A 19423-nucleotide genomic window follows, 5' to 3' on the forward strand; every position below is an offset into this window, starting at 1 on the left:
CGTGGCCCTGGCCGTCGCGGGAGACCGTCACGGTGATGCCGGGGACCTCCCGGACGGAGAAGCAGGCGCGGACGGCGTGGTCCGCGGCGCGCCGCCGGTGCGCGGTCACGGCATCACCCCCGTCGGGTCGGCGGTGCGCTCGGGCTGCGACGGGTGGCCGTCCGGCCACCACAGGTCCTCGGGATCCAGGGCGGTGACGCTGTACTTGCCCAACGCGCTGATCAGCAGCCGCAGTTCGAGGGCGATGCTGTCGACGAGGCGCTCCAGGCCGTGGTCCGGGTCCTCGTCGACGGCCACGAGGGCCGCCCGGCCGAGACCGACGGCGGTGGCCCCGAGGGCGAGGGCACGGGCGGCGCGGCCGCCCTCCCACATGCCGCCGGAGGCGAGGAGGCAGCCGTCGGGGCGGCCGATGCGGCGCAGGCACGCGGCGAGGGGCAGGCCGACGTGGTCGAGGAAGACGCCCGGCGCCCAGCCGGTGCCGCCTTCGGCTCCGTCGACGGTGACGGCGTCCGCTCCGGCGGACCAGGCGGTGCGGGCGGCGTGGGCGATGTCGCGGCCCGGGTGGAACTTCACCCAGGTACGGGCCTTGGGGAAGTTGTTCCGCATGAAGCGCAGCTGCTGACGGAGGATCTCGTCGGTGAAGGTCCCGGGGGTGGCGCAGCGCAACTGGCGCTCGCCGTCCGGGTCGAGGACCTTGCGGACCGTGAAGCGGCGGGCGAGCTGCTCCGCCTCGGCGCGGTCGACGACGGTCATGCCGCCGAGGCCGGGTTTGGCTCCCTGACCGGTCTTCAGCTCGAAGGCGAGGCGGCCGGACTCCAGGAGGGGCCGGAAGGCGGGATCGCTGTAGAGGAGGTTCCAGACCTCGGAGTCGGCGTCCTCGGTGGACTGCTGGACGACGACGCCGCCGGCTCCGTCGGGTGCGGCGTCGAGGTAGGCCTCGACGCGGGCGAGGAGTGCGGAGCGGGTGGCGTCGCCGGCGCGGCGGTAGCCGTGCACGGGGATCATGTTCTCCCCGATGACCATGGGGATGCCGAGCCGGGCCGCCTGCCGGCCGGCGTGGACGGCGAGGTCGCCGCTGCCGGCGCGGGTGGAGCCGAAGGCGGACAGGTAGAGGGGCAGCCGGGAGGTGAAGCCGCCGATGCGGGAGCCGAGTTCGACGTCGGTGAACTCCGGCTCACGGGCGAGGTCGATGAGCTTCTCCAGGCGCTGGGGCATGAAGACGGGCGGGACGATGCGCGCCCGGTCGAGCTCGTCGGCGGCGGGGGTCCCCGTACTCGGTCCGTACAGCTGTGTGCCGTACGCGGTGGGGTCGGGGAAGACCTCGGCGGTGCCGTTGCGGGCGCGGGCGCGGACCGCCCGCTCGGGGAAGCCGGGGGCACCGAGGGCGGTCACGGGGCCACCACCCCGGGGAGCTTCGGGTAGGCGCTGACCTGCCACAGGGCATCGAGGCCGGTGAGGAAGCGGACGAGGCGCTGCAGCCCCATGCCGAACCCGGCACTGGCCGGCATGCCCTCGCGGGCCTCCTTGAGGTACCAGGCGTACTTGGCGGGGTTCTCGCCGCTCTCCCGCATGCGGGTGACGATGGTGGCGTAGTCGGCCTCGCGCTCGCTCCCGGAGACGAGTTCGCCGTATCCGTGCGGGGCGATGAGGTCGAAGTTGCGCAGGACGCCGGGGCGTTCGGGGTCCTCCCGGTCGTAGAAGCCGCGGGAGCCCTTGGGGTAGTCGTTGACGAAGAAGGGACGGTCGCTCTCCAGGGAGAGGATCCGTTCGCCGGTCCAGTCGATCTCGCCGTCGGGGTTCTGCGGGTGACCGGCGGCGAGGAGCCGGGCCACGGCGTCGTCGTGGGTGCAGACGTCGTACTTGCCGGCGCGGACGTCGGCGAAGTCGCCCTCGACGACACCGCCGTCCCCGTCCACGGTCGGCGCGGAGAAGTGCAGCCGGTCCGGCCGCTGCGGGGCGTCGAGCCCCTTGGCGCGGATCTCCGGACGCCCGGCACCCGCAGGAACGGCGTCCTCCTTCGTGAGCGAGGGAGCGGACGCCTGCACCGGGACCTCCTCGACCTGCTGCTCGACCTGGACCTCCAGGTTGAACAGGTAGCCGACGGACTCCTCCTTGATGCCCTCCATCATGGCGGTGAACATGTCGAAGCCCTCGCGCTGGTACTCGACCAGCGGGTCCTTCTGCGCCATGGCGCGCAGGCCGATGCCCTCCTGGAGGTAGTCCATCTCGTAGAGGTGCTCGCGCCACTTGCGGTCGAGGACGGAGAGGACCACGCGCCGCTCCAGCTCACGCATGATGTCCGAGCCGAGCTGCTTCTCGCGCGCGTCGTACTGCTCGTGGATGTCGTCCTTGATGGACTCGGCGATGAACTCGGCGGTGATGCCCGCCCGGTCACCGGCCGCGTCCTCCAGCTCCTCCACGGTGACCTTCACCGGGTAGAGCTGCTTGAAGGCGTTCCACAGGCGGTCGAGGTCCCACTCCTCCGCGAAGCCCTCGGCGGTCTCCTGGCGGATGTAGTCGTCGATCGTGTCGTCCATGAAGTGCCGGACCTGCTCGTGCAGGTCCTCGCCCTCCAGGACGCGACGGCGCTCGCCGTAGATGACCTCGCGCTGCCGGTTGAGGACCTCGTCGTACTTCAGGACGTTCTTACGGGTCTCGAAGTTCTGGGTCTCGACCTGGGACTGGGCGGAGGCGATGGCGCGGGTGACCATCTTGTTCTCGATCGGCACGTCGTCCGGCACGTTGGCCATGGCCATCACGCGCTCGACCATCTGCGCCTTGAACAGGCGCATCAGGTCGTCGCCGAGCGAGAGGTAGAAGCGGGACTCGCCGGGGTCGCCCTGACGGCCGGAGCGACCGCGCAGCTGGTTGTCGATGCGGCGCGACTCGTGGCGCTCGGTACCGAGGACGTACAGACCGCCGAGCTCCTTGACCTCCTCGAACTCCGCCTTCACGGCCTTCTCGGCACGCTCCAGGGCGCCGGGCAGGGCCGCGGCCCACTCCTCGACGTGCTCGACCGGGTCCAGGCCCGCCTGGCGCAGCTCGGCCTCGGCGAGGTCGTCCGGGTTGCCGCCGAGCTTGATGTCCGTACCGCGACCGGCCATGTTCGTGGCGACGGTGACGGCGCCGCGGCGGCCGGCCTGGGCGACGATCGTGGCCTCGCGCTCGTGGTGCTTGGCGTTGAGGACCTCGTGCGGGATGCCGCGCTTGGCGAGCTGCTGCGAGAGGTACTCGGACTTCTCGACGGAGGTCGTGCCGACGAGGACCGGCTGGCCCTTCTCGTGCTTCTCCGCGATGTCGTCGACGACGGCGGCGAACTTGGCGACCTCGGTCCGGTAGATCAGGTCGGACTGGTCCTTGCGCTGCATCGGCCGGTTCGTCGGGATCGGGACGACGCCGAGCTTGTAGATCTGGTGGAACTCGGCGGCCTCGGTCATGGCCGTACCGGTCATGCCGGAGAGCTTGTCGTAGAGGCGGAAGAAGTTCTGGAGGGTGATCGTGGCGAGGGTCTGGTTCTCGTCCTTGATCTGCACCCCTTCCTTCGCCTCGATCGCCTGGTGCATGCCCTCGTTGTAGCGGCGGCCGGCGAGGATACGGCCGGTGTGCTCGTCGACGATCATGACTTCGCCGTCCATGACGACGTAGTCCTTGTCCTTCTTGAACAGTTCCTTCGCCTTGATGGCGTTGTTCAGGTAGCCGACGAGCGGGGTGTTCACCGACTCGTAGAGGTTGTCGATGCCCAGCCAGTCCTCGACCTTGGCGACGCCCGCCTCGTGGATGGCGACGGTGCGCTTCTTCTCGTCGACCTCGTAGTCGCCGGTCTCCTCGATGCCCTTCAGCGGGTTGCCGGGCTCGCCCTTGCTCAGCCGGGTGACGAGCTTGGCGAAGTCGCCGTACCACTTGGTCGCCTGGTCGGCGGGGCCGGAGATGATCAGCGGCGTACGGGCCTCGTCGACGAGGATCGAGTCGACCTCGTCGACACAGGCGTAGTTGTGGCCGCGCTGGACGAGCTCGTCCTTGGACCACGCCATGTTGTCGCGCAGGTAGTCGAAGCCGAACTCGTTGTTCGTGCCGTACGTGATGTCGCAGGCGTACTGCTCACGGCGCTGGGCCGGCGTCATGTTGGCCAGGATGCAGCCGACGGTCAGGCCGAGGAACTTGTGGACGCGGCCCATCATCTCGGAGTCGCGCTCGGCCAGGTAGTCGTTGACCGTGATCAGGTGCACGCCCTTGCCGGAGAGCGCGTTGAGGTACGCCGGGAGGGTACCCACGAGGGTCTTGCCCTCACCGGTCTTCATCTCGGCGACGTGGCCGAGGTGGAGGGCGGCGCCGCCCATCAGCTGGACGTCGTAGTGGCGCTGGCCGAGGACGCGCTTGGCGGCCTCGCGGACGGTCGCGAAGGCCTCCGGCATCAGGTCGTCGAGGCTCTCGCCGTCGGCGTACCGCTGCTTGTACTCCTCGGTGAGCGCCCGCAGGTCGGCGTCGGAGAGGTTGACGAAGTCCTCTTCGATGGAGTTGACCTGGTCCGCGATGCGGTGCAGTTTGCGCAGGATCTTGCCTTCGCCTGCACGCATGAGCTTGTTGAAGACGGACACTGAGGCTGGTCTCCTTGCCGGTCGGGCCTGGCACTGGGTCTTGTGATGGACGCGAGCGCGGGCACGGCAGGTGGTCCCCACCGCAACGGCCATCGTAAGCGAGACCGCCCTCACACAGGGAGGCCCGCAGTGCCGGAGCCGTACGCCCGCCCGTAAAGAGAACGCACGAGGTGGGCGGAAGGTGCCGCCCCATCCGAAAAGTGTTCGCTTCCGGTCCACGAGGTCAGCACAATCCCGGCATGGAACCGATCACCCTCACCACCGACCGGCTGCGACTGCGGATCCCCGCCCCCGAGGACGTCGACGCCGTGTACGCGATCTGCCAGGACCCCGACATCCGCCGGTGGACGACCGTCCCGGACCCCTACAAGCGCGAGGACGCGGAGTTCTTCGCGGAGCGGCTGGTCCCGGACGGCTGGCGCGAGGACACCGAGTACACCTTCGTCGCGGAGCCCGTGGAGGGCGGCCCGCTGTTCGCCGCGGCCACCCTGTCCAGTCGCGGCGCGGGCGTCTGGGAGGTCGGCTACTGGCTGGCGAAGGAGCACCGCGGCGCCGGCCACATGACCGAGATCGTCCGCGCCCTCGCCCACTGGGCCTTCACCGGCCTCGGCTGCACCCGCCTGGTCTGGCGCGCCGAGGTCGGCAACACCGGCTCGCGCGCGGTGGCCGAGCGGGTCGGCTTCGTCGTCGAGGGCGTGCAGCGCGCCGCCCTGGCCAACAAGGGCACGCTCCGGGACGCCTGGGCCGGCGCCCTGCTCCCGTCCGACTTCGGCCTGCCGAGCCCCCTGCCGTACCTCCCGGCCCCCGCCGCCTGAGCGCTCCCGTTGTCAGTGCCGGGGCCTAGGGTGCGGTCCATGACGACTGCGCCGCGCCCCGCCGCCGAACTGTCCGCCGACGAAGCCCGCAGGATCGCCCTGCGCGCCCAGGGGTTCCTGGGCGCGCCCGACCGCAGGGCCGGGGTGCGCGGGGTCCTCCGGTCGCTCGGCCAGGTCCAGCTGGACACCATCTCGGTCCTGGCCCGCTCGCACGAGCTCATTCCGTACGCCCGCCTGGGCGCCGTGGGCCGCCCGACCGTGGAGGAGGCGTACTGGACGGGCGTGTCCACCGGCGCGTCTCCGACACGACCCCACGCCTTCGAGTACTGGTCGCACGCCGCCTGCATCCTGCCCGTCGAGGAGTGGCCGCACTTCGCCTTCCGCCGGCGCGCCTACCGCGGCCGCCCGCACTGGAGCCACGAGCTGTCGGCCGGGGCGTACGACAAGGTCATCGACCAGCTGCGGGCCGAGGGGCCGCTGACGGCGACCGAACTGGGCGGCGCGAAGAACAAGGGCGAGTGGTGGGACTGGTCCGACAGCAAGATCGCCGTCGAGCGGGCCCTGATGTACGGCGAGGTGGTCGTCACGGAGCGGCGTGGCTGGAAGCGGGTGTACGACCTGGCCGAGCGGGCGATCCCGCAGGCCCTGCTCCACGACGAGCTGGACGACGCCGAGTGCGTGCGGCGCCTGGTGCGGCAGGCGGGCGAGGCCCTCGGCGTGGGCACGCGCGCGGACATCGCCGACTACCACCGGATCAAGGCCGAGCAGTTCGACGCGGCGGTGGAGGCCTCGGGTCTGGTGCCGGTGACGGTGGCGGGCTGGGGGAAGCCCGCGTGGGCGGATCCGGCGGCGCTCGCCACCGAGCCGCGCGGCCGGCACCGGACGACGCTGCTCTCGCCGTTCGACTCGCTGATCTGGGAACGGCCGCGTACGGAGCGGATCTTCGGCTTCACGCACCGCCTGGAGGCGTACGTGCCGAAGCAGAAGCGGATCCACGGCTACTTCGCGATGCCGGTGCTCGCCGGGGGCCGCCTGGTGGGCCGGGTGGACCCGGCGCGGGAGGGCAGGACGCTGGTGGCGAAGCAGGTCTCCCTCGACGGCCCCAAGGCCGTGCCCGCGGTGGCGAAGGCGCTGCGCGAGGCGGCCGAATGGGTGGGCTGCGACGCGGTGACGGTGGAGCGGATGGACCGCCCGGAACTGCTGCCCGAGCTGCTCAAGGCTCTCGCCTGAGGGTCAGCGGATCTCCAGGATCTTCTCCCGCATCGCACTGCATCCCCCGGGGGGACGACCCCCGGACCCCCAGCAGGAGCGCCTCGCGGTGGAACTTCAGCGGATCTCCAGGATCTTCTCCCGCATCGCACTGCATCCCCCGGGGGACGACCCCCGGACCCCCAGCAGGAGCGCCTCGCGGTGGAGCCTCAGCGGATCTCCAGGATCTTCTCCCGCATCGCGTAGACCACGGCCTCCATCCGGGAGTGCAGTTGCAGCTTCTCCAGGATGTTCCGGACGTGGTTCTTCACCGTGTTCTCGGAGATGAACAGCTCCTTGGCGATGTCCCGGTTGTTCATCCCGGTCGCGACGAGCTTGAGGACCTCCAGCTCACGGTCGGTCAGCCGGGGCGCGGGCACGAGCCGGCGCTCGTCGGTGCGCTGGATCATCGACTTGAACTCGGTGAGGAGCTTGGAGGCCATCGACGGGCTGATCTGCGACTGCCCGTCCGCGACCGCGCGGATCGCGGTGGCGACCTCGTCGGTGGAGATCTCCTTGAGGAGGTAGCCGGTGGCCCCCGCCTTGATCGCGTCGTAGAGGTCGGCCTCCTCGTCGCTGATCGTCAGCATGATGATCTTCGCGCTGGGGGCCACCTCCTTGATGGAGGTGCACGCCTCGATGCCGCCGCGCCGGGGCATCCGTACGTCCATCAGGACGATGTCGGGCAGCAGATCGGCGGCCTTGTCGACGGCCTCGGCGCCGTCACCGGCCTCGCCGACGACCTGGATGTCCTCTTCCTGGGCGAGGACGATCTCGAGTCCACGCCGGAAGAGGGCATGGTCGTCCACGACGAGGACCCGGATCGGCTCCTTGCGGAATGCGGCGTTGTCCGAATCCGATCCCTCCGGGATCGGACCGCCGTGCTCGCGCCCGCTGAGCACCGGCCCGAAGCTGTCCGCCATCGTTCCTCCCCCTGAAGGCCGTGGCCTGAATTCGTTTCCAGTCCTCCAACCCGTACGCGCTCGGCACCGGTTGGCGTGCACGCCATAGTTTCATGCCCGGGCGACGACGGGGCGATCCGCGGACGCACGGGGGTGCCCCTGGGGGCGCGAAGTGCGCTCCAGGGGCACCGAGAGGGACACCTCAGTTCGGAGGGCGGTACGGGGCGACGGTCAGCCGCCGAGCGCACCGCCGGCGCCGCCGCCCTCGGCGAGCGGGTCGCTCTCCAGGTGGATGACGCCGTAGTCGTACGCGTGCCGCCGGTAGACGACGCTCGGCTGCTTGGTGTCCGAGTCGACGAAGAGGTAGAAGTCGTGCCCGACCAGCTCCATCTCGTAGAGCGCCTGGTCGAGCGTCATCGGCGCGGCCCGGTGGGTCTTCTCCCGGACCACGAGCGGGCCTTCGCCCTCGACCTTGATGGGGCCCATCATCGTGGTGGGCACCTTGTCGGTCTCGTCCACGGCCAGTTGGCCGTCTCCGTTGAGCTGGGCGGCGCCGGGTACCACGTCTCCCACCTCCGCCGCGGACAACCGGCCGCTGCCACGGCGGGTGTACCGCTTGTCGTGCTGCTTGCGCAGTCGCGCCTCGAGCTTGCCGTGGGCGAGGTCGAGCGCTGCGTACGGGTCGCCTGCCGCAGCTTCCGCCCGGATCACCGGGCCTCGGGAATGGACGGTGATCTCCACGCGGTCGGACCGGTCGGCCTGCCGCGGGTTGGTCTCCTTGGACACCTCGACGTCGAGGCTGATCACCTTGCCGTCGAGCTTCTGGATCTTCTCCAGGTTCAGCTTCTCGGCCACGTGCTTGCGGAACCGCTCGGGCACCTCGGTCTTGCGGCCCTTGACGACGATGTCCACGCAGAACTCCGTTCCCGGATCGCCCGGATCGGCTCCTTGGCCGGCGGGCATCTCCCTTTGCACCAGACTCCGGTGGTTACCGGAGCTCGGACTTGGCGACTTCGCCCTCCTCCTCCCCAGTCGACAAGATCCCCACCCCATCGACAAGAGGTTAATTCGCCCTGAACTCCTGTCCTGTAGGCGCAACCATGTATTCGGTGAGGCGATGGCATTCACCATTCCTCACAACCGAACATAGCCCCTTCGGACGGGTGTCGGCACCCGCTACCGCGACATACCTCCGTTCGAGTGCTTTCACCTCTCACCACCTGCAACGATCCAAGTTTCCAGCGAGTTCCGGTTTATTTCGAACGAAGCGGGAGAGGATGCGATCACAGCCGCCACCCGCTGTTCGATTCCGCGCTGCGCCGGACCGGCCGGTAAGCCGTGCGGTATTCCAGGAGTGAATGCAAGGTGTACGGCTCCGAGGGCGCGCGCCGCCTCCGCGAGCGAGGCGCCCGTGGTCATCAGGTCGTCCACGAGCACCACCCTTCCCTCCGTCAGCAGCCGCGCGCCGCCCGGCACGACCTCCAGCGCCCCGGACAGGTTCGCGAGGCGCCCGCGTGCCCCGAGCCCCGACTGGTCCGCCACGTACCGACGCTGCCGCAGCACGGGCACGACCCGCGCCGGCCTCCCCGCGCGCCGCAGCCGGGCCGCCGCGGCCAGCGCGATCCGCCGCGTCGGATCATGGCCACGCGCCCGTACGGATCGCCGCGAGGACGGCACCGGCACGAGGAGCAGCGGACCGTCCGCGGGTCCCGCCCCGGGGCCGGCAGCCGCCTCCACGGCCCCGGCGAGGGCGCCGCCCAGGGGTCCGGCGAGCGTGAGCGCCCCGCGTTCCTTGTGGGCGATGAGCAGTTCCCGTACGGCGTCGGCGTACGGCGCGGCGGCGTGGACCACGGGCAGCCCGGCGGGCTCGGGCGCGGGCCGCACCCTGCGCGGTCCCGTCCCGGCGAGCGCGTCGGCGCAGGCCGGGCACAACTCCGTCCGCGGACTGCCGCAGCCTCCGCAGGCGACCGGCAGCACCAGTCCGGCGATCTCGCGCCACCACCCCCGCATGGCTCCAGGGTGCGCCTCCGGCCGCTTCCCGGCCACCCCTGTGGAAAACCCCGCCGGGGGCTCCGGAGTACGTCAGGTGCGCCCTGTACGCCCGGGGCGCCCCCGGCATCGTCCGGGGTGCGACACGTCCTCTCCGGCTATCCGGGATAGACCGGCGAGAAGCCCTTCTTGGCCATCGGCTGCCAGTTCGTCCCCGGCGCCAGCCGGACGATGCCGTCGTTGCGGGAGTCGGCCACCACCGGCGACTTGTCCGTGTGCGGCGCGGCCACCGAGGTCACACCGTTCAGACCGGGGAGCACCGAGCTCGCCGAGGTCGAACCGTCGGTCTGGAGGTAGCGGATCTGCTGGACGCCGCCGGCCTCCTTGCCGACCACGACGAGCCGGCTCGGCCCCGCCCAGGAGACGGCCGTGACCGACTCCATCCGGGGCGCAGCGGGCCGCAGGTCCACGACGGAGACGACCGGCCCGTCGCCCGTCGTCTCCCGCTGGATCCGGCCGATCTGCAGGGTCGTGCGCTCGCCCCGCGTGACCACCAGGGCGATCCGTACACCGTCCGCGGAGACCCGCAGGGACTCGATGCGGGTGTCGTCCCCCGACCACAGCGTGTGGACCTCGACGGGGTGGCCGGTGCCGCCCGGCACCATCCACAGCCGGGGTGCGGCGGGGTCGCGGTCGGCGACCCACAGGTCTCCCCTGCCGTCCCAGCTGGGCGCGGACAGCCGGTCGGCGGGCCGGGCGGCCTTGCTGGTCAGGACCGGCGGCAGCGGGTCCTGCTCGGTGGTGATGGAGGAGACGAGCAGCTCGCGGCCGGTCTGCCCGATGCCGGCGGCCCGGGTCTCGCCCCGGTCGACGGCGACCGAGCTGAGCGGCACCGTGCCCTTGCCGAACGGCCCCGGCACCTCGAGCGGCGCGCTCGCCTCCTTGCCGCCGGCCAGGAGCGTCATCAGCTTGCCGTGCTCGTCGACGAAGTACGGGTTCTCGTCGCGGTCGGTGTTCCGCACCGCGGCGAACTCGACCGCCTCCCCCTTGCCCAGCCGGCACAGCGACTGCCCGCCCGACCCCATCAGTTCGACCTGCTCGACGCGTACGGAGGTCAGGTCGCCCAGCGTGAACAGCAGCTGCGCCGCCATCCGCCGGCACGCCTCGCCGCTCGCCCGGTCCGCCTTGCGGTTGAGCGGCACCCGCAGCGTGGACTGGTCGTCCGTGGTCAGGGTGGTGACGCCGCTCTTCAGCTCCGTACCGGAGGGGAACTGCGAGTCGACGGCCGGCTTCAGCCAGTCCGTCGGGCCTTCGAGGAGCGCCTTGACCGTCTGCGTCACCGGATCCATCCGGGTGACGGGGTCCTGCCGCTGCCGGATGTAGACGGGGTCGGCGACGACCCAGTCCTCCCCCGAGGCGAAGTAGTACTTGTTGACCGACCGGTAGTTGCGGAGGAAGTCGGCCTCTCCGAGGATCAGGCCGGGCGGGAGGCTGTCGATGCGCCACTCCCTGCCCTTGCCGTTCGCCGCCGGCTGCTGCACGACGTGGATCGACTGCATGTATTCGGTGGGGCTGACCGGCTGGTAGGCGTGACGGTCGTCCACGGTCGCGATCTTGCGGCCGGAGAGCGGGAAGGCGCGCCCCTGGTTGTCGGGGTCCGCGTTGCGGTCGGCCGGACTGCGGCCGGGTGCCGTGGTGAGCACGGTGATGCTCTCCTCCGGCTTCCAGCTCTTCGCGGCCTTCTTCGTGAGGTACGTGCGGGCGGTGGCGAAGCCGGGGTCGTCACTGGTCATGGCTTCCAGGAAGCCGTCGACGATCTCATCGGGGTCCGCGTTCTCGCGGGGCGCGACGGCGTAGACCCGCACCTGCGAGTCGCCCGTGCCGGACCCCTTCACCATCGACACGTCCCCGCTGTCGGGCATCGTCGCGCACCCGGTCATCAGGAGCCCGCCGCACGCGGCAAGCACCACCGCGCGTGTACTGCGTCCCCGCCCCGCGTGCTCCGCTCGGGAGTCAGCGCCCACGTGTCCCGTCCTCCTGCTCCAGTTGCCCGTGCCCACCGGCCGTCGCCGTGCCCGCTCCGCCGCCGTCGCCGTCGGTCGCCGTTCGCGCCACGACCCGGGCGCCGCTGCCGGGCAGCGCCGTCGGATCGACGGTCGCCCGCGGCGGCGCGGGCAGCCTCGGCGGTACGGGGAGCACGGCCCGGTCCCCGGCGGGCTGCGCCGGCACCGCGGCGAGCCGGCCGGTCTCCTGGGCGCGTCCGGCGGCCGCCTGCTCGCGGTTGCGCCGGGAGTCCTCGGGCTCCAGCGGGATCGGGGAGCCCCGCAGCGGCTCGTCCGCGGTGCGCGGCAGGGTGAGCCGGAACTGCGAACCGCCGCCGGGCTCGCCCCAGGCCTGGAGCCAGCCGCCGTGCAGCCGCGCGTCCTCGACGGCGATCGACAGGCCGAGGCCCGTACCGCCGGTGGTGCGCGCGCGTGCGGGGTCGGCACGCCAGAAGCGGTTGAAGACCCGGGTGGCCTCGCCCGGCTTGAGTCCGACGCCGTAATCCCGTACGGCCACGGCGACGGCCCCACCGGCGGCGGCGAGCTTCACGACGACGTCGCGGCCCTCGCCGTGCTCGACGGCGTTGACGACGAGGTTGCGCAGCACCCGCTCGACCCGGCGGGCGTCCGCCTCGGCCACGACGGGCTGCTGGTCGCCGAGGACGACGATCCGGGTGCCCTTGCGCTCGGCGAGGGGTTCGGCACCGCCTATGACCCGGCGGACGACCTGGCGCAGGTCTATCGGCTCGGCCTCCAGGGCGGCCGCGCCCGCGTCGAAGCGGCTGATCTCCAGGAGGTCGGAGAGCAGCGACTCGAAGCGGTCGAGCTGGTCGCCGAGGAGCTCGGCGGAGCGGGCGGTGACGGGGTCGAAGTCGACGCGGGCCTCGTGGATGACGTCGGCGGCCATCCGGACCGTGGTCAGCGGGGTGCGCAGCTCGTGCGAGACGTCGGAGACGAACCGTCGCTGCATCCGCGACAGCTCCTCCAGCTGCTGGATCTTGAGCTGGAGGTTGGAGGCCATCTTGTTGAAGGCCTCGCCGAGCCGCGCGATGTCGTCCTCGCCGGTGACCTTCATCCGTTCCTGGAGGCGGCCGGCCGAGAGCCGTTCGGCGATCCCGGCGGCCATCCGCACGGGCGTGACGACCTGGCGCACCATGAGCCAGGCGATGGCGCCGAGCAGGACGACGACGAAGAGTCCGGCGGTCGCCAGGGTGCCCTTGACCAGGGTGAGGGAGTCCTCCTCCTGGGCCAGCGGGAAGAGGTAGTACAGCTCGTACTGGGTGCCCTCGGCGTCGTTCAGCCGCTTGCCTATCACCAGGCCCGGCTCGGACGCCTTGCCGCTGGTGTAGTGGATGCGCGTGAACTTCTGGAAGGTGCCCGTGCCCTGGGCCTGGGCGACGGAGAGCCGCAGGTCCGCGGGGATGCTCGTGGCCGGGTCGACCTCGCCGGAGGCGCGGGCACCGCGGCTCGCGGTGTCACCGGCGTCGAGGGAGAGCGCGACCACGTTGAAGGCGCTCTGGCCACCACTGGCGAGCTGCTCGACCAGCGTGGAGCGCCAGTTCACGGAGGAGCCGGCCCGTCCGCCGTCCTGCTGTCCGGGCGCCGAGGAAGTGGTCGCCGCCCGGTCCTGGGCGGCGGAGAACCCCCCGGCTGCCTGGCTCTGGGCGGCTTTCTCCTTGGCGTCGAGCAGGCCGTTGCGCACCTGCCCGATGACGACGATGCCGAGCAGCAGCACCACTCCGAGGGACATCAGCAGGGTGCCCGCGACGATCCGCAGCTGGATGTTCCGCCGCCACAGCCGCACGGCGGGCAGCAGCGGCCGGCGGACCCAGCGCGCGAAGAGCCGGAGGACCGGTCCGCCGCGCGTCCCGTCGCGGAAGAGCCGTCCACCGCGCAGCAGACGGCCGAATCGCGAGCCCCCCCGCCCCGGTCCGGCAGTCCGCCCCGTACGGACTCCCGGGTCCCCGGGCCTCGGAGCAGCACTGCCTTCAGTCATGTCAGCTCGGTCCCGCCTTGTAACCGACACCGCGGACGGTCACCACGATCTCCGGGCGCTCGGGGTCCTTCTCGACCTTCGAGCGCAGCCGCTGGACGTGCACGTTCACCAGCCGGGTGTCGGCCGCGTGCCGGTAACCCCACACCTGCTCGAGGAGGACCTCGCGCGTGAACACCTGCCACGGCTTGCGCGCGAGCGCGACCAGCAGGTCGAACTCCAACGGCGTCAGCGCGATCGACTGCCCGTCCCGCTTCACGGAGTGCCCGGCCACGTCGATGACCAGGTCGCCGATGGTGAGCTGCTCGGGAGCCGGCTCCTCGGACCTCCGCAGCCGCGCCCGGATCCGGGCGACGAGCTCCTTCGGCTTGAACGGCTTCACGATGTAGTCGTCGGCACCGGACTCCAGGCCCACGACCACGTCGACGGTGTCGCTCTTGGCCGTGAGCATGACGATCGGCACCCCGGACTCGGCCCGGATGAGCCGGCACACCTCGATGCCGTCCCGTCCGGGCAGCATCAGGTCGAGGAGCACCAGGTCGGGCTTGGCCTCCCTGAAAGCGGCAAGCGCCTTGTCGCCGTCCGCGACGAACGACGGCTCGAACCCTTCACCCCGCAGCACGATGCCGAGCATCTCGGCCAGTGCGGTGTCGTCGTCGACGACAAGAACGCGTCCCTTCATATCGACATCATCCCATTTCCGTATCAGTCTCTAGGCGGCTGGTGAGATACCTCACTGACCTGCGGTGACGTCCTTGGTTGCCCGCCGTTAGCTGTCGGTGTCTGTGGGTGTTGATGTCAGACATGGATGTCACCCCCGTGTCCCCCGATGGTCGCCCAGAACCGTACCCCGTGACACCGCGTACGGCCCATGCCCGCGAACACCGATGCGACCGGGGCCGCCCGGAAAGGATGCTGGACGACCCCGGTCGCCTCCCGTATCAGACGCCGCACGCACAGCCGACGGCCGCCTTCGCCCGCTCCGACGCCCGCGTCGAGTCGAGGGCCTGTTCCTCGGGAGCGCAGCATGCCGTGGGGTCGCAGCAGGCGTCGGGGACGGCCTCGGCGTTCTTGGCGAGGGTGTCGGCGTCGGCTTTGACCACGTAGACCTCCCAGGGCTCCTTGCCCGGGCCGGTGACCCAGACCTTGTCCTGGAGGGCGTAGCAGCAGGCGGTGTCGTTCTCCTCGAAGGTGGCCAGTCCGGCGCCCTCCAGACGGGTGGCGGCCGCGGCGACCTGTTCGGTGCTTTCGACCTCCACGCCGAGGTGGTCGAGCCGGGTGTCCTCGCCGGTCTCCCCCTCGATGAGAACGAGCTTCAGGGGCGGCTCGGCCACGGCGAAGTTGGCGTATCCGGGGCGACGCTTCGCGGGTTCGACGCCGAACAGCTTCGAGTAGAACGCGACGGAGGCTTCGAGGTCGGCGACGCGGAGGGCGAGCTGGACGCGGGACATGGCGGTCTCCCTGGTCTTCACAATCCGACACTGTTTCGATATTTATCGATACAGCTTGGCGAGGTCGACGTTGCCACCGGATTAGACAACTGTCAACATAGACGCATGTCGAAATCAGAATTGCCGGTGATCGGGCAGGACGACCAGGTGGCGTGCTGCTCCCCGATGGTCCGCGAGCCGCTGGGCGAAGAAGACGCCGTCGATCTGGCCAGGATGTTCAAGGCCCTGTCGGACCCGATCCGGCTGCGCCTGCTCTCGCTGATCGCCTCGCACGAGGGCGGCGAGGCCTGCGTGTGTGACCTCACCGGCCCGTTCGACGTGTCCCAGCCGACGATCTCCCACCACCTGAAGGTGCTGAGGGAAGCGGGCCTGGTGGGCTCCGAACGACGGGGCACCTGGGTCTACTACTGGGTGCTGCCCGCCGCTCTCGCCCGCCTCTCCTCCCTCCTCCAGGCCCCGGCCGAAGCCGTACCGGCCGGAGTGGTCAGATGACGTCCTCCCTGGGGCGCCGTGCCCTGGCCGAGCTGATCGGCACCGCCGCCCTCGTCGCGATCGTGGTCGGCTCCGGCATCCAGGCCACCGAGCTGACCGACGACGTGGCCCTCCAGCTGCTCGCCAACTCTCTGGCCACGGTCTTCGGCCTCGGCATGCTCATCGCGCTACTCGGCCCGGTTTCTGGTGCCCACTTCAATCCGGCGGTGACCCTGGCCGTGTGGTGGACCGGACGCCGCGACGGGGACGGCCTGGAACCGCGCGCCGTCGCGGCCTACGTGCCCGCGCAGATCATCGGCGGCATCGGCGGGGCGGTGCTGGCGAACGCGATGTTCGCCGAACCCCTCGTCCGGCTCTCCACGCACGACCGGTCAGCCGGTCACCTCTGGCTCGGCGAGATCGTCGCCACCACCGGCCTGGTCCTCCTGGTCCTCGGCCTGGGACGCACGGCCCGACAGCATCTCGGCCCGGTTCTCGTGGCGTCGTACATCGGCGCGGCCTACTGGTTCACCTCGTCCACCAGCTTCGCCAACCCGGCCGTGACGATCGCGCGGACCTTCTCCGACACCTTCGCGGGCATCGCCCCCGGCTCCGTGTCGCCGTTCATCGCCGCCCAGCTCGTCGGCGCCGGCGTCGGTGTCGCCCTGGCGGTCGCCCTCTTCGGCCACTCCGCGACCACCCCCGCCACGGCGCCCGCCGCGACAGACGAGCCCGAACTCGCCACCGCCCGCCGCTGAACCATCCCCACCGCAGGAAGCCCGACCATGACCGCGTCCGTGATTCCGTCCGTACTGTTCGTCTGCGTCCACAACGCGGGCCGCTCCCAGATGGCCGCCGCCTTCCTCGCCCACCTGGGCGGCGATCGGGTGGAGGTCCGGTCAGCCGGCTCCGCCCCTGCCGACACGGTCAACCAGGCCGTCGTCGCGGCCATGGCGGAAGTCGGCGTCGACATCTCCGCCGAGACGCCCAAGGTGCTCACCACCGAAGCCGTACAGGCCTCCAACGTGGTCATCACCATGGGCTGCGGCGACGCCTGCCCGTACTTCCCCGGCAAGCGCTACCTCGACTGGACGCTCGACGACCCCGCCGGCCAGGGCGTGGACGCCGTCCGCCCGATCCGCGACGCCATCGAGCAGCGCATCCGCGGCCTGCTGGGCGAGCTCGGCATCGAGCCGCGCCCATGAACGCCACCGCCCGCATCGCCACCATGCGCCCCGAACATGCCGAACAGGTCTTGAAGGTCCATCAGCTCGGGATCGACACCGGGCACGCCACCTTCGAGACCGGTGCACCCACCTGGGCGGAGTTCGACGCAGCCCGTCTGCCGGAGCCCCGCTTCGTCGCCCTCGACCACGCGGCCGGCATCTGGACCGTCCAGTCCGGCGTCCTCCCGGAGAACACCGCCAGTCCGGCCCTCACTCGCGTACCGCCTCGGCCGCATCATGGTTCGCCACCCGTCAACCCGAGCCGTCAGGCGTGCGACCGGCGCCCGGGCTGGAGCGGGACGCAGACAGGAGCGCAGGCCCGGACGCCGGGCCGTGCGCGGCGGGTGCCTTGATGGACTGCTCCGTCAGCCGACCACCCTGCGCAGTCTCGACACCGCCCCGTCAGGAGCCGAAGCCCGAGACTGATGCCAGTGATGGACGTCACAGCCCTCATCGGCGGAACCCCGCTGGCGAGGGGCCGTTTTCATGAGGCGCCACAACAACATCCCCTTCGCCAATCGTTACCTGCCGTGACCGTCCCACAGCGCCTCCCCCTGCCCGGGCCTTGATCTCCGTGGTCGGCGGCCCGCTCTCGGCCCGCCTGCGCGCGGTTCGCGCGACCAGATCGGGCATCCGCGCAGTGCGCCGCCTACCGCTCGCACCATGAAGGCCCGGACAAAGGTACGAAGGAGATCACGGCTCCGGCCCACGGGCGGGCCCCGCGTGGCACGATGGCACCCGGCCCGCCGCCCTGTCAGGTGTCGGCCGCCGTGACCGAGCCGGTTCGCCGATCCGGCACCGCGACCATTCATCCGAGGTGGACGACCGTGAACGACACTCCGGGCTGGACCTCGCCCGGATCCGCCCCCTCCGACGGCCAGGACGGCTCGGGGACCCCCGGGCCCTCCGCCGCGGCCGACGCGAACGGCTCCGCCACCCAGTGGTCCAAGGACCAGCCGCCCGCCGGCCAGTGGTCCCCGCCGACCGACCGGACTCCGCCCTCCGGCCCCGGCCAGAACTGGGGAACCCCGCCCCCGAACGTCAACTGGGGCAGGCCTCCGGCCGCGAAGCCCGGAGTCATCCCGCTGCGCCCGCTGGGCATGGGCGAGATCCTCGACGGCGCGGTGAAGACCCTCCGCACCTACTGGCGCACGGTCCTCGCCATCACGGTCACGGTCGCGGTGATCTCCCAGATCGCCAACATCCTGGCCCAGAAGTACCTCGTCCCGGCGCCCCCCGAGCTCAACCCGGACGCCACGCCCGCCGAGGCGCTGGAGCAGTCCCTCGACTCCGCCCAGGCCTCCCTGATCGGCCTGGGCCCGGCGCTGCTCGTGACGATGATGGCCTCGCTCGTGAGCGCCGCCCTGCTGACCGTCGTCATCAGCCGCGCGATCCTCGGCCGCCCCGTCTCGCTGGGCGCCGCATGGCAGGAGGCCCGCCCCCGCCTGCTCCAGCTGCTCGGCCTGACCCTGCTGCTCGCGGCGATGACCGCCGCCATCGTGTTCGTCGGCCTGCTCCCCGGGCTCCTGATCGGCGGCGCCCCGGGCGTGGCCCTCGCCCTCCTCGGCAGCCTCGGCGCCATCGTGGCGGTCGTCTGGCTGGTGATCCGCTTCAGCCTCTCGTCGCCCGCCCTGATGCTGGAGCGCCAGGGTGTCATCCAGTCGCTGAAGCGCTCGGCGAAGCTGGTGCAGGGCTCGTGGTGGCGGATCTTCGGCATCACCGTTCTCACGCAGCTGCTGGTCTTCGTCTTCACCATGATCGTCTCGATCCCGTTCATGATCATCGGCTTCATCGTGGACAGCGACGGCTTCACCGGCCTCCTCTCCGGCACCTCCAGCACCTACGGCTGGCCGTTCCTGATCATTACGGGCATCGGCGGCGTGATCACCAGCGCGATCACCTACCCGATCTCGGCCGGTGTGACCGTCCTCCTCTACGTGGACCAGCGCATCCGCCGCGAAGCCCTGGACCTCGAACTCGCCCGAGCCGCAGGCCTCCCCGGCTACGGCGCCGCACCGGGCACCGACACCGTCGGGGGCTGATGCGGTGACGGTCACGGGGGGAGCGGCCGCGGCACTGGCACGGCTGAGCGCCGACGGCGACGTACCGGTGGACATCTCCCGCGTCCCCGCCCGCGAGGCGGCGGAGCGGGAGCTGTCCGATCCGAGGTACCACGAGAACGACCCGAACCTCCTCCAGCGCGGCCTCAACCGCTTCTGGGAGTGGCTCGACGACCTCTTCGGCGCCGCTTCGGGGGCCACCCCGGGCGGCGTCCTCGGCCTCGTCGTCATCGTCCTGGCCGTGGCCGCCCTCGCCGCCGCCCTCTGGTGGCGCCTCGGCACCCCGCACCGGGCGCCCGGCACCACCGGCGACTCCCTCTTCTCCGACGGCCCCCGCACCGCCCGGGACCACCGGACGGCCGCCGCCCGCCACGCCTCCGCCGGCCGCTGGAACGAGGCCGTCCAGGAACGGATGCGGGCCATCGTCCGCTCCCTCGAGGAGCGCACCCTCCTCGAACCCCGCCCCGGCCGCACCGCCGACGAGGCGGCCGCCGAAGCCGGTCGCAGCCTCCCCTCCCACGCGGACGACCTGCGCCTCGCGGCCCGCACCTTCGACGACGTCACGTACGGCGGCCGCACCGCCGACGAGCCCGCGTACCGCCGCGTCGAGGAACTGGACACCGCCCTGGAG

The 19423-nt window shown here is 71.4% G+C and carries 17 protein-coding genes; 8 read left to right on the forward strand and 9 right to left on the reverse strand.

Translation table 11 applies throughout. The annotated features are described in order from the left end of the window. Positions 1–105 precede the first annotated feature (105 nt). On the reverse strand, positions 106–1392 hold the full coding sequence (locus CCN56_RS23555) for a glutamate synthase-related protein (RefSeq protein ID WP_086829760.1): 1287 nt from the start codon (positions 1390–1392) through the stop codon (positions 106–108). Further along, positions 1389–4595 (reverse strand): preprotein translocase subunit SecA, encoded by a 3207-nt coding sequence (secA, locus tag CCN56_RS23560; protein WP_086829762.1) that lies wholly within the window; start codon positions 4593–4595, stop codon positions 1389–1391. Before secA ends, CCN56_RS23555 begins: the two co-directional genes overlap by 4 nt. Positions 4596–4834: 239 nt before the next feature. Between secA and CCN56_RS23565 the strand changes: the two genes are divergently transcribed. Then, positions 4835–5410 (forward strand): GNAT family N-acetyltransferase, encoded by a 576-nt coding sequence (locus CCN56_RS23565; RefSeq protein WP_086829764.1) that lies wholly within the window; start codon positions 4835–4837, stop codon positions 5408–5410. 39 nt (positions 5411–5449) lie between these two features. Next, positions 5450–6640, forward strand: coding sequence for a winged helix-turn-helix domain-containing protein (locus tag CCN56_RS23570; RefSeq protein ID WP_179199961.1), 1191 nt, complete (start codon positions 5450–5452; stop codon positions 6638–6640). A 188-nt stretch (positions 6641–6828) separates the two neighbouring features. Here CCN56_RS23570 and CCN56_RS23575 read toward each other — a convergent pair whose 3' ends face one another. The 7 genes from CCN56_RS23575 to CCN56_RS23605 all read right to left on the reverse strand — a co-directional run bounded on the left by CCN56_RS23575 (position 6829) and on the right by CCN56_RS23605 (position 15035). Beyond that, positions 6829–7581 carry a response regulator transcription factor gene (locus tag CCN56_RS23575; RefSeq protein WP_086829768.1) on the reverse strand — a complete coding sequence of 251 codons (753 nt, stop codon included), beginning with the start codon at positions 7579–7581 and terminating at the stop codon, positions 6829–6831. 210 nt (positions 7582–7791) lie between these two features. Beyond that, positions 7792–8472, reverse strand: a complete 681-nt coding sequence (gene hpf, locus CCN56_RS23580; protein WP_373412891.1) for a ribosome hibernation-promoting factor, HPF/YfiA family — start codon at positions 8470–8472, stop codon at positions 7792–7794. A 294-nt stretch (positions 8473–8766) separates the two neighbouring features. Beyond that, a complete protein-coding gene (locus CCN56_RS23585) occupies positions 8767–9570 on the reverse strand; it encodes a phosphoribosyltransferase (protein ID WP_086829771.1) in 804 nt (267 codons plus the stop codon). Between the two features lie 137 nt (positions 9571–9707). Next, the gene (locus CCN56_RS23590; RefSeq protein WP_256962110.1) at positions 9708–11471 is read right to left on the reverse strand and encodes an LpqB family beta-propeller domain-containing protein; all 1764 of its coding nucleotides are present in this window, start codon (positions 11469–11471) and stop codon (positions 9708–9710) included. Positions 11472–11562: 91 nt separating this feature from the next. Continuing rightward, complete coding sequence (mtrB, locus tag CCN56_RS23595; protein WP_086829773.1) at positions 11563–13587, reverse strand: MtrAB system histidine kinase MtrB; 2025 nt, start codon at positions 13585–13587, stop codon at positions 11563–11565. A gap of 1 nt (position 13588) precedes the next feature. Continuing rightward, complete coding sequence (mtrA, locus tag CCN56_RS23600) at positions 13589–14266, reverse strand: two-component system response regulator MtrA (protein ID WP_010356958.1); 678 nt, start codon at positions 14264–14266, stop codon at positions 13589–13591. 259 nt (positions 14267–14525) lie between these two features. Then, a complete protein-coding gene (locus CCN56_RS23605) occupies positions 14526–15035 on the reverse strand; it encodes an ArsI/CadI family heavy metal resistance metalloenzyme (protein WP_086829775.1) in 510 nt (169 codons plus the stop codon). A gap of 105 nt (positions 15036–15140) precedes the next feature. On the opposite strand from CCN56_RS23605, the gene CCN56_RS23610 reads away from it, so the two are divergent. The 6 genes from CCN56_RS23610 to CCN56_RS23635 all read left to right on the forward strand — a co-directional run. Then, the gene (locus CCN56_RS23610; RefSeq protein ID WP_086829776.1) at positions 15141–15527 is read left to right on the forward strand and encodes a helix-turn-helix transcriptional regulator; all 387 of its coding nucleotides are present in this window, start codon (positions 15141–15143) and stop codon (positions 15525–15527) included. Further along, positions 15524–16264 (forward strand): MIP/aquaporin family protein, encoded by a 741-nt coding sequence (locus CCN56_RS23615; RefSeq protein WP_086829778.1) that lies wholly within the window; start codon positions 15524–15526, stop codon positions 16262–16264. Before CCN56_RS23610 ends, CCN56_RS23615 begins: the two co-directional genes overlap by 4 nt. A gap of 27 nt (positions 16265–16291) precedes the next feature. Beyond that, positions 16292–16711 (forward strand): arsenate reductase ArsC, encoded by a 420-nt coding sequence (locus CCN56_RS23620; protein WP_086829780.1) that lies wholly within the window; start codon positions 16292–16294, stop codon positions 16709–16711. Beyond that, the gene (locus CCN56_RS44785; RefSeq protein WP_256962111.1) at positions 16708–17085 is read left to right on the forward strand and encodes a hypothetical protein; all 378 of its coding nucleotides are present in this window, start codon (positions 16708–16710) and stop codon (positions 17083–17085) included. Before CCN56_RS23620 ends, CCN56_RS44785 begins: the two co-directional genes overlap by 4 nt. 474 nt (positions 17086–17559) lie before the next feature. Continuing rightward, positions 17560–18774: a glycerophosphoryl diester phosphodiesterase membrane domain-containing protein gene (locus tag CCN56_RS23630; protein ID WP_086829782.1), complete on the forward strand. Its 1215-nt coding sequence runs from the start codon at positions 17560–17562 to the stop codon at positions 18772–18774. A gap of 4 nt (positions 18775–18778) precedes the next feature. Continuing rightward, positions 18779–19423 (forward strand): DUF4129 domain-containing protein (locus CCN56_RS23635; protein WP_086829784.1); only part of this gene is annotated, 645 nt, incomplete at its 3' end.

The organism is Streptomyces sp. NRRL B-24572 (assembly GCF_002156145.1).
GTDB lineage: Bacteria > Actinomycetota > Actinomycetes > Streptomycetales > Streptomycetaceae > Streptomyces > Streptomyces vietnamensis.